The 10,107-nt window shown below is 41.7% G+C and carries 15 protein-coding genes and 2 pseudogenes; 11 read left to right on the forward strand and 6 right to left on the reverse strand.

All coding sequences use genetic code 11. From position 1 onward, the window contains the following. From DEH07_07375 to DEH07_07395, 5 genes are all read left to right on the forward strand, one after another. Window positions 1-185: hypothetical protein (locus DEH07_07375; protein HBY04347.1), on the forward strand; the 185-nt coding region annotated here is incomplete at its 5' end. Continuing rightward, window positions 185-835: a hypothetical protein gene (locus DEH07_07380; protein ID HBY04348.1), complete on the forward strand. Its 651-nt coding sequence runs from the start codon at window positions 185-187 to the stop codon at window positions 833-835. The genes DEH07_07375 and DEH07_07380, both read left to right, overlap by 1 nt. Continuing rightward, window positions 816-2,084 carry a hypothetical protein gene (locus tag DEH07_07385; protein HBY04349.1) on the forward strand — a complete coding sequence of 423 codons (1,269 nt, stop codon included), beginning with the start codon at window positions 816-818 and terminating at the stop codon, window positions 2,082-2,084. The genes DEH07_07380 and DEH07_07385 overlap by 20 nt, the downstream gene beginning before the upstream one ends. A 209-nt stretch (window positions 2,085-2,293) precedes the next feature. Then, window positions 2,294-2,488 (forward strand): hypothetical protein, encoded by a 195-nt coding sequence (locus tag DEH07_07390; GenBank protein HBY04350.1) that lies wholly within the window; start codon window positions 2,294-2,296, stop codon window positions 2,486-2,488. Then, entirely contained in the window at window positions 2,485-3,111 is a 627-nt protein-coding gene (locus DEH07_07395; protein HBY04351.1) for a hypothetical protein, read from the forward strand. Before DEH07_07390 ends, DEH07_07395 begins: the two co-directional genes overlap by 4 nt. Window positions 3,112-3,495: 384 nt before the next feature. Here DEH07_07395 and DEH07_07400 read toward each other — a convergent pair whose 3' ends face one another. Next, window positions 3,496-3,816, reverse strand: coding sequence for a hypothetical protein (locus DEH07_07400; GenBank protein HBY04352.1), 321 nt, complete (start codon window positions 3,814-3,816; stop codon window positions 3,496-3,498). Between the two features lie 712 nt (window positions 3,817-4,528). Continuing rightward, complete coding sequence (locus tag DEH07_07405) at window positions 4,529-4,714, reverse strand: hypothetical protein (protein ID HBY04353.1); 186 nt, start codon at window positions 4,712-4,714, stop codon at window positions 4,529-4,531. Window positions 4,715-4,824: 110 nt separating this feature from the next. Between DEH07_07405 and DEH07_07410 the strand changes: the two are divergent. Together DEH07_07410 and DEH07_07415 are read left to right on the forward strand one after the other, a co-directional pair. After that, window positions 4,825-5,112, forward strand: a pseudogene (locus DEH07_07410) (tryptophan synthase subunit beta). A gap of 54 nt (window positions 5,113-5,166) precedes the next feature. Next, window positions 5,167-5,929, forward strand: a pseudogene (locus tag DEH07_07415) (tryptophan synthase subunit alpha). Window positions 5,930-5,953: 24 nt separating this feature from the next. Here the strand turns inward: DEH07_07415 and DEH07_07420 are convergent. From DEH07_07420 to DEH07_07435, 4 genes are all read right to left on the reverse strand, one after another. Beyond that, complete coding sequence (locus DEH07_07420) at window positions 5,954-6,883, reverse strand: hypothetical protein (GenBank protein HBY04354.1); 930 nt, start codon at window positions 6,881-6,883, stop codon at window positions 5,954-5,956. Continuing rightward, entirely contained in the window at window positions 6,880-7,485 is a 606-nt protein-coding gene (locus DEH07_07425; protein HBY04355.1) for an Abortive infection protein AbiEi, read from the reverse strand. Before DEH07_07425 ends, DEH07_07420 begins: the two co-directional genes overlap by 4 nt. A 498-nt stretch (window positions 7,486-7,983) precedes the next feature. Then, entirely contained in the window at window positions 7,984-8,199 is a 216-nt protein-coding gene (locus tag DEH07_07430; GenBank protein HBY04356.1) for a type II toxin-antitoxin system RelE/ParE family toxin, read from the reverse strand. A gap of 22 nt (window positions 8,200-8,221) precedes the next feature. Then, window positions 8,222-8,527, reverse strand: a complete 306-nt coding sequence (locus DEH07_07435; GenBank protein ID HBY04357.1) for a type II toxin-antitoxin system antitoxin, RelB/DinJ family — start codon at window positions 8,525-8,527, stop codon at window positions 8,222-8,224. A 307-nt stretch (window positions 8,528-8,834) separates the two neighbouring features. On the opposite strand from DEH07_07435, the gene DEH07_07440 reads away from it, so the two are divergent. The 4 genes from DEH07_07440 to DEH07_07455 all read left to right on the forward strand — a co-directional run. Continuing rightward, window positions 8,835-9,200, forward strand: a complete 366-nt coding sequence (locus DEH07_07440; GenBank protein HBY04358.1) for a toxin-antitoxin system HicB family antitoxin — start codon at window positions 8,835-8,837, stop codon at window positions 9,198-9,200. A gap of 157 nt (window positions 9,201-9,357) precedes the next feature. Next, entirely contained in the window at window positions 9,358-9,564 is a 207-nt protein-coding gene (locus tag DEH07_07445; protein HBY04359.1) for a YwbE family protein, read from the forward strand. Then, complete coding sequence (locus DEH07_07450) at window positions 9,564-9,902, forward strand: ArsC family transcriptional regulator (GenBank protein ID HBY04360.1); 339 nt, start codon at window positions 9,564-9,566, stop codon at window positions 9,900-9,902. The genes DEH07_07445 and DEH07_07450 overlap by 1 nt, the downstream gene beginning before the upstream one ends. Window positions 9,903-9,928: 26 nt before the next feature. Next, the coding region (locus DEH07_07455; protein ID HBY04361.1) for a tryptophan synthase subunit beta at window positions 9,929-10,107 on the forward strand (179 nt) is incomplete at its 3' end.

The raw sequence follows: 10,107 nt of genomic DNA on the forward strand, positions 1-10,107 counted from the left end.
AATACGGAGAACCGAGCCTACCGCGGCCCAAGGCCCAGAAATCGATGACTGCCGGCCTAGACGGGAATGAGAAGCTGATCCGAAAGCCCTTGAGGGACGTTAACTACCACATGAAGCGCAACATGGTCGCGTACCTCTCACGCCGAGAGAGAAATCTCCAAATATTGGGCGAAGTCGCTATTTAATGTTGTCAAAGAGTTTTAATACTCATCGCTGTAGTACTAAAGACCCGCCTAACAAATCTCAGGAAGAAGCTATTAAAACTGCTTTCTCAAAATCTACCTCAATCATTTGGGGCCCCCCTGGCACTGGCAAAACGAAAACAATAGCCAGATTAGTTGAAGCGCACATAAACGCTGGAAGACGAGTTTTATTAGTATCACATGCCAATACTGCTGTAGATGAAGCTTTGGAGAATATAGCCGAACATCTCAAGACAACCCCTTTTTATCAGGAAGGAAAATTAATCCGTTTAGGAATTTGCCATAAGAAAAACCTTGAAGATAATTACCCGTTAGTTATTTTAGATAAGATTGCAGCTAAACTGGGGGAGTCAATGACTTCCGGAAAGAGTCTGCTTTTATTAGAGAGGGCAAAGATAGTCGAGATCTTAAGGAATTACCAATCTTTTTTCGATTTGCAATCAAAAGTGGATTTATTATTTAAAGAAATAACTAATCTTAGACGTTCAATTTTTGACAATAGAGAGAGTATAAAAATTGTCAATGAGGAGATTAATCGATTTGAGGTCAGTCAGTTAAAAAACCGGGAAAAGTTTTCAAGAGCCTTACAAGCCGGAATGATGCAGCGGTTGTTTGGTTTGGATCCTAAGTAAACTCCAACATGATATTGACAAATTAAACACTACTATAAACGCCAGGAAACGTGCCAAGGATGAACTGGAACAGAGATACGGTGATATAAAAAAGATCCATTATCAAAGAGAAATTGAATTAGATGAAGCCAATAGGAGAGCAAAAAATATTCTAGCAAGAATTGGCGCCAATAAAGACCAACTTAAAACAGATAAAGTGATTAAAGAAAAAGAAAGAGATGTTATTAACGCCAGGATATCAGAAATTGATAAGGCACTGAATGAATTACCGAAAAAAGCCTTAACGGAGGCTTATCTTATTGCTACAACCTTAACGAAAACTTTTTCTTCAAAAGAATTTCCTGATAAACCGTTTGACGTTCTTATTATTGACGAATCGAGCATGGCCCCATTACCCTATGTTTTTTGGGCAGCCAGCAAAGCATTAACTTTTATTACAATCGTAGGTAACTTTAAACAGCTTCCGCCAATCTGTGTTTCAGATGATGGAGTATCAAAAAAATGGTTAGGTCGGAGTATATTTGAAATTATAGGGATTAATTCTGTGAAGGATGCTTTTAATGATAAGAGGATTTCTCTTTTAGATACCCAGTACCGGATGGCTCCTAAAATAGCCGACATATTAAATACATTGTTTTATGAAGACAAATTAAAAAACAGCCCTTCCACGGAAAAATTAATTTTGGAAGATGATTTAAGCGGCCAAAATCATTTGATATTTGTTAATACTTCTTCTTTAAATCCTTGGTGCAGTCAATTGTCGGCAGGTGGCCGCTTTAATATATATAACGCTTTAGTCTCAGCAGCTTTGGCTTTTAAATTATTACCGCATCTTGATATTGATGAAAAAATAGGAATTATATCACCATATCGGGCGCAGGCAAGACTGATTGACAAAATTGCAAAGGACTGGTCTATACAGGATAGAATTAGGGTTGACACGGTGCATAGATTTCAAGGCGGGGAAGAAAAAATTATTATTCTCGATTGTGTGGAAGGTCCAGGCGCCAAATGTTGGTCTATGCTTGATGACCAGAGACCAGATTCCGAAGCCCAATTACTTCTTAATGTGGCTCTTACACGTGCTAAATGTAAGATGATTTTGGTCGGGCATAAAGATTATTTGTTTTCCAGCTTAAACAAAAATTCTATTTTAACCAGGATTATTGATCTCATTTGTTCAAACGGAGTAGAAATATCTTCGAAAATGCTGGTTGATAGTTATTTAGCTACTGATTTTGATAAATAAGCGGGTTCATTTCAAACCTGCCGGTTCCGGATGATGAGGGAAAAATAAGTTTCAGGGAGCTCGCCGCCGGTCTTTCATGCGTTCTGTCAAAGATAACTAATACTCAAAGCAATTTTGATGCCGCAGCGCTGCAAGGATTAATCAACAGCCTGGCTGATACCGGGCGGTATATATCATTTAACCTGGAAATCGAAGGAGCTTTGGAGCGGGTGGAAAACATCCTTGACGTTTTTCAGGTTGGGGCGTCTGGTCCCAGGCCCGGTCACCTGCACATTGTTAATTATGAGAATTTAATCTGGTCCTGCCCTTCATTGCCGGGCTGGGCGCTGATATCTTCCCGGGCAGCGGGCGCCAGGACCCTGTTCTGCTGGACAGTGAACGCAGGCGGATTGATGCCTGGTTGACCCTGGGTACGGACAAGCCGGTTGAGAATCAATATATGATGGCGCTGGCTCTTGCCTCCAGGCGGGGGCGGGTTACTATGAGCTTTCCTTCTTTTGATGTTATACAAAACAGGTCTGTCTTCCCTTCTAATATACTGCTCCAGTCGTATCGCCTTTTACAAAAGGATACCTCTTTAGATTACACGGACTTGATCAACTCCCTGGGCAAGACGGCAGGGTACTGCCCGCATGAAGGAATGCCGGCTTTGGATGAAACAGAGTGGTGGGCCGCCCGGGCACTGACAGGACCGGGTATGATTAACGGCGATGCGGCGGTAAGGGACTGCTGCCAGGGGATTGCGTTGGGCAGACGTGCGCTGGAAGCCAGGCAAAGCCCCGGCCCGACTGAATATGACGGGATGATTACTGGTGATAGCCAGTTTGATCCCCGCCAAAATACTGATCTGGTTATGTCCTGCAGCAGGATCGAGGATCTGGCCGGCTGTCCCTTTGCTTATTTTCTAAAATATATCCTGCGTGTTCTGCCCCCGGACGAAGTCAGCTATGACCCAAACTGCTGGCAATACTCGATAAAAAGGGGCGTGTCACCCAAAACCGCTGGCTGTCAAGGGATGATGCCATAGCAGCGCAGGATGCCTTTAACCAGTTCCGGGATGAGAATTTTATATTATGATGGAATTGGAGCGGGAAAATAACCTAAATCCCAAGGCGTTGCTTAATAGGCTGTCGAAGGAAGAAATAAAGCCAATTACTATACTGGGTTTTGTATCTTTAAGTTTACTCTTTAACCATAATAATTTTTTTAGAGGCATGATTAAAAGTTATATTTAGATTATCAAATATCCCTTCTCTACCTAAATAGAAATAATAATCATATTCACTGTGTCGGAAAATAGTACCGGACATGTAAATGTCTTACTCCCTATCATCACTGTAACGTTATTGGGTCAAGCAATTCATCTCTTTCACTATAATCAAGTACTAAAATAAAATCTTCAGCCATTCCTTTACCTGCTCCCGCTCTCCCTTTTCTTGACAAATACTACAAAAGGCACAGAACAACCCTTGCTTTTAGCGCCTCTATAATCTTCACCAAAGTCATTTCCTTCGGAAACAACTTCATTACCACATATAGCGATCCATCTTCCAGAATACTGTTCTTGTAAAGTTTTAAAATTGCTCTTAAAGTAATTTAGTTCAGTTTGTTCAACCATTTCCATCTCTAAACCAGGTAAAGCTTCATGTACAACGCTCGAAACGGCAGAAGCATAGCCACGTAAGACGCTGCCTGGCGCAACAAATTTCTCTTCTTCCACTAAACCAATCATTCGTCGTAGTTTTATTCCTTTCAGAAGAGGTCCTCCGATTACAAGGCTCCGCGTCATAATATTTCATCTTCCTCTATACCAATTTTTTGTTGAAGGATCGTTTGTAATACCTCTGAAAACCTTAGGAAATGTTCTTTGGTCATAACAATTCTAGGCATTAAAACACACTTAGAGTCATCGCTCCGTTCAGGATTAATAGGAGGGCGCGTTTAAAAAAACGATAACACTGTATAATCACTAGTGACTGTGACATCGGAAAAATCACAAAACTTTAATTCAATAGTAGTATCCAAGGGCTCCTCAAAACACCTCTTGATTTGCTCTTGCAAAAAAACCATCACCTATACAACTCATAAATTTGGGGATATTAGAATTCTATAATTTCGCTTATATAATTTATGTTAATTTAGTAAAATATTGTTTCAAGTAAAAGGTTTGTCCGCGTTTCTCAATAAAACTTACTTTATATCTCTTTCTTAAAAAAAGAATATAGTCTTTAATGTATCTTATGCAAGAACTCCCATAACATTTATATTGTATTTATCGCTTTGTGTCATCCATATATTATCTCTATGAGGTTGTCCACATTGTAAACATATTGTATCATGAGGGTTAACATTGTTCAAGGCACATACTGCCAGATTAGTATTTTAGGAATCGTTCTGAATGAGAAGATACCCCATAATAATACATCGGTACATCGTAAATAGTCTTAGACATTGATAAGAGAAATTCCTCCTTCTTTTTTAAATGAATCCAGGATATTTCTGCGTTTTTTCGACAAATTACTATATTTTAAACGCAAAATCTCCAAATATAATACTATAACGCTCCCCAAAGAAACGGACACAGAAAATAGATTATTGGAAGCATGAACAAGCACCACTACATTTACCATTATTTAAAAAAGGGTTTGGTCATTACATTTACCTCTTGTCTTTCTGCCTAAGGGCGCAACCGGCATCGGCGGGCGGATACCCAAAACTTTATTTAGGCATTTTCCACGGGATGAAGTCCTATTTTTGTCAGGACCAATATGGTCAGATTGCGCCGGTTTATTCCATTTCAGCCGGGCTTGACTATCCGGGTATAGGTCCCGAGCATGCCTATCTGCGTGATACAGGCAGGGCGGAATATGTGCCGGTTACCGATGACGAGGCGGTGGAAGCGTTTGAATACCTCTCGCGTGTTGAGGGAATTATTCCCGCAGTCGAAAGCGCGCACGCTGTTGCCTACGCCAGAAAAATCGCTCCTGCCATGGGCAGGGACAAAATCATGGTAATTAATCTTTCAGGCAGGGGCGATAAAAATGTCGCTGCGATAGCGCGCGGTACAGGAGGATACAGATCTATGAGTAGGGTACAGCAGGCGTTTGCAAACGGCAAAGCGTTTATTCCGGCAGGCGACCCGTCGCTGGAAATAACTGAACAGCTGGTTATTATGATGGCGGAGGAAGGGGCGGACCTGATCGAGCTGGGCATTCCGTTTTCCGATCCGGTCGCGGAAGGAGTCGTCATCCAGCGCGCCGATGAGCGTGCGCTGGCAGGCGGCGCAACCACCGACAAAATTTTTGATATGGTACAGCGTATCCGCAAGGTATGCAGTGTTCCGATGGCCTTCATGACCTATGTGAATCCGGTTTTTACATACGGCGCCGGCCGTTTTATGAAAAACTGCCGGGAGACCGGCATTGACGCCGTAATTGTCCCCGACCTGCCGTTTGAGGAGAAAGAAGAGCTCCTGCCCTATTGCTCCGAATTCGGCATTGACTTGATTTCATTAATCGCGCCGACCTCCCGCGACCGCATCCGGATGATTGCCAGGGCGGCCCGGGGATTTGTTTACTGCGTATCCTCAATGGGTGTAACCGGAGTACGGAAGGAGATCAGCGCCGATGTAGGCGAAATGATTAAGCTGGTCAAAGAGGTCAGGGATATTCCCTGCGCTGTCGGCTTTGGCATTTCCTCACCCGAACAGGCGGCGAAGATGGCCGAGCTGTCTGACGGCGTGATTGTTAGGGAGCGCGATAGTAAAAATTGTGGAGCAGTACGGCGAGGGCTGCGTCCCCCATGTAGTGGAATATGTGCGGGCGATGAAGAAGGCGGTTTCCTGAAAAGGCGGGTTCCAAAGCTCCAGACTAATCAGTATGATGGCTTTTTTTTGACCATTCATTATTTATAGAGCTCCAATAAAGGATAAACTCTTCTTCGTTGCAGAGGGAATCATAAACTGGTTTTAGAAATAATATAAGTTGGTTCATCATATCTTTAAAATATTCCGGGCTGCTTACCCGGATTCTCCTTATGTAATTGCTCCATTCGCGTTGCTTTTCGGCACTGTTGATAAAAAGGTCTTGAAAGATTGATTGTTCTTTTTCTAAGGTTGTTTTTCTTCTTTGGAAAGTTTGAAATATTGCTTCCTGGAGGACTCTGCCTTCAAAGTCCTTGCTTTTTGAAAGATTGTAGATGTCATAAAAATCCTTCATCCTGCTGTTTAAAAGGGATAGTTTAACCATTGCTTCAAATTTTTCTGCTATGGATGATTCCAGGGAATATACCTTAATTACTGGCACTTGGTTTGTTTTGAGGAGAACAGGGAATTCAATATCTTTGGGTCTTATTACAATATCTCCAAAACCAATATCAATTTTAAGCCGGTTTTTGGCTCTTCCGAGATTACAGGTAATATTTGCCCTTAATCCTGTGTACTGCCCATGTTCTATAATTGTGTTAATTTTTATTCCATCTACATGGAAAATAAGTCCGTCATCGCATTGGATTCTGGCTATTTCCGATATTGCTTTCGCCAAGATATCCTGATTGTTTTGTATTCTCACCGCCAGTAAGTCAATATCTATAGTTGGCCTGGTGTTGAACTTGTCGTAGCTGAAAAGTAAAAGGCCGCCCTTTAAAAGAAATTTATCTGCGAAATCTGAAATAGATAACCGATATAAAAATCTTTCCCGCATGTACTGGTTTAAAATTGAATTAAACTCAATATCTTTTTCCCGGGCTATGTTTCTAAGCCTGGCCAATGTTGAAGCCTGTTTATTTTTTGTCTCACTCATAACAGAAGCTCAAAATATGTCTCAATTTGCTTGGTCACCCCACAAATTTTCGCATATCTCATTAACAGATTCAGGTTGCGGTTATGGTTTTTAATATACTCTAATATCATTTCTTTAATAATATCTTTTCCTATCTTTTTACGGTGCTTTATACAATCACAGATGGTTTTCTCTTTATTGTATATTTTTACTTCGTGCTTACCGAATTTAATTTTTTCAATACCTGCGCTGAAAATCTCCGGTGAAAAATAGTATAGTTTAACCGGCGGGTAATCGGGCAGCTTAACTCTCGATTTCCTGCTGACAGCGACAGATACTTCCCAGGGGTTGTGGGTAGTCAGGTTGTGGTAGGCGAGAGCCGAAAGCAGACAGATAACGCCGTTTGGAATGGCTATTGCTACATCCAGAAGGAAGGACCCAACGTTGTCTTTCATGTCAACCCAGCGGTAAAGGCCTCTTTTTATACGCTCAATCTCGCCCTTTTCCAGAAGCTCGTTGAGGTATATATTATGGATACCGACCTTGGTTATGTCTTTAGTATGGGCATAGCCATTGCTACTCTTAAAAATATTGTATATCTTTTTATAAATCTCATCTTTCATTTCATTGCACATCCTGATAGAACGATCGGCATTATTTTATTTTAACATTAATTATTAAAAAGATATTGACCTCAACAAGGGCAAAAATATAGATAGTACAAGGGTTATGGCGGCTGATTTGTCTTTGATAAATATTAAGGACAATTTAGATAAGTGCCGAATATTATATCATTATTATATCATTATTATAACCGTTATTTGGAAAAAAGATAGATGTTTTTTTGTTTCCACTTTTGGGGGTTGTACGAGGTATCCTTCGTGAAAAAAACACATAGAAAAAATAGCGAAAGGAAAGAAATATTAGTATTACAGACCTGGTTTAAGGAGAGTACAATGGCCCGAAAAGAACGTGTGAATATTAAACCGGGAATTCGCGTTATTTTAACAGCCTATATTTAAGATTTTATGACTAGCGCTGGACTTGAAACAGTGAAAAGCTGGTAATTAAGACATTTTCGCCGTTGTGTTAAAGGGTATACATACCCGATTTCAAGGCGTTTACCCTCCTGCTTGCGTTTGTCGCAGCTGTTCTTCAATAGCACGTCCACCATATATAATGCGGATAACTACGACTGTTATTTTTGCCTCCACAGGCAAATAAAATACTAAATAATTGTCTATTGGCAAAACCCGCAAGCCTTTGCTGTGCCACGGCTCTTTTTCATAAAGACGATACCGCAGCGGCATTTCATTCAGCTTTTCGACCATGTCCATGATCCGCCGTGATTGATTCTGCTCATATTTTATAATCCCGGCGCATTTTTTCGGCGACGTTTTCCGCAGAAACGACTCTTCCGGCAGTTAGATCAGCCAGACCTTTCTCGATCTCAGCATTGAATTGCTCTTCGGTAAGTATACTCACTGACAGCGGTTTACTTTGTGGGAGCTTCAATTCAAATGGAATACCTCGTTGAAGCACAACCTGTCTGAGAAAAAGTCCGATTGCATTTGACATCGGGATACCGAGTTGCTCTAAAACAAGCTCCGCCTGTTCTTTGACTTCCGGCTCGACACGGGCAAATATATTTGATGTTCTTGCCATAATGAACACCTCCTATTCTGTTACTATTATGCCTGATTGTATTGCAAAATGCAATCGGTTAGCTGAGAATATCCAGCGAATCGCTTGTTTGCCCTATTGGTTGAGTCACGGCTGCCGGAAGCTGTTTTCTTAGGCGGGATTTTGCTATTCTTTTTATGCAACTGTATTTAACAACGGTAATTGTTTAAGCCTAGCTAGAACTCATTGACACATGCCACTATATACGGTACTATTATACAGGTTGCGGGTGGGGGATAAGGTTGAAATATGTTGGCTATGATAAAACTCCTTAAAGGGATGGGCGAAGATGACTAAAAAAAACCTTGAATATTATCTTGGGCTTCCTTACAAGATAGTCCTTTACCCCGCCGAAGAAGGCGGCTATGCCATTGAAATTCCGGAACTTCCCGGCTGCGTCAGTCAGGGGCAAACCCTGGAAGAGGCATACGAAATGATACAAGACGCAAAAAAAGGTTGGATTGATCTTGCTCTGCAAAATGGAAATCCAATTCTTGAACCAGCCAGGGCGGAAGAATACTCCGGCAAGTTTAATATCCGTATGCCCAAATCCCTCCACCGCATCCTTGTCGCAAAAGCCAAAGAAGAGAAAGTCAGCCTTAATCAATACATTAACTATCAATTAGCCCGCGGTGTCGGGTACTCGATCAAGTAAGATGAGTTTTTTCAATTAGTGTGTGTGAAGAAGGAACAGACGATGTTATTGGCGTTTCTTTATAGAAATCGGTCTAGCAACTGCATGAGGGACAACCATTTACTTATAGCTGTATGTATTAGAATAGCAGACACAGAGCTGTCTCAAGGAGACTTTCATGGACGGGAAAGAACGTGTGAATATTAAACCGGGAATCCGCGTTTTGATTATTCAAAAACAAGATCAGCGAACCGGAAAAACAACCGAGGGGGTAGTTGAAACCATCCTCACCAGGCCGGCCGTTCATCCCCATGGCATAAAAGTACGTCTTGTTGGCGGCCTGGTGGGAAGGGTCAAGCAGATCATTCCTGAAGGAGAACGCTGATGAACATTCAAATATTTGGCGCGGTAAAATGTTTTGACACAAAGAAGGCGGAGAGGTATTTTAAAGAGAGAAATATTAAATTTCAATGGATTGACCTTTATAAATACGGATTGAGTAAAGGCGAGTTCGCCAGTGTGAAGGCCGCGGTAGGCCTGAATAATTTATTCAACCAGGAAACAGCCGAATATAAGAAGCTCAATCTTCAATTTATCAGCAGCGCCGGTATGAGGGAGAGAATACTTTTAGAAAACCCCAGGCTTTTTAAAACTCCGATTGTCCGGAACGGCAGGCAGGCCACGGTTGGCTATCAGCCTGATGTGTGGAAGGACTGGGAGTAAGCCAGGACAAAAAGGGAGAATTGGATATGTCAAGAGGACGGTTTGGAATCCACGGGGGGCAGTATATTCCCGAGACTCTGATGAACGCGGTAATCGAGCTGGAAGAAGCATACAACCACTTTAAGGACCTTCCCGACTTTAAAGAGGAATTGGAGGATTTGCTCAAAAATTATGCGGGGCGTCCTTCGCTGCTTTATTACGCGGA

The organism is Desulfotomaculum sp. (assembly GCA_003513005.1).
Lineage (GTDB): Bacteria > Bacillota > Desulfotomaculia > Desulfotomaculales > Nap2-2B > 46-80.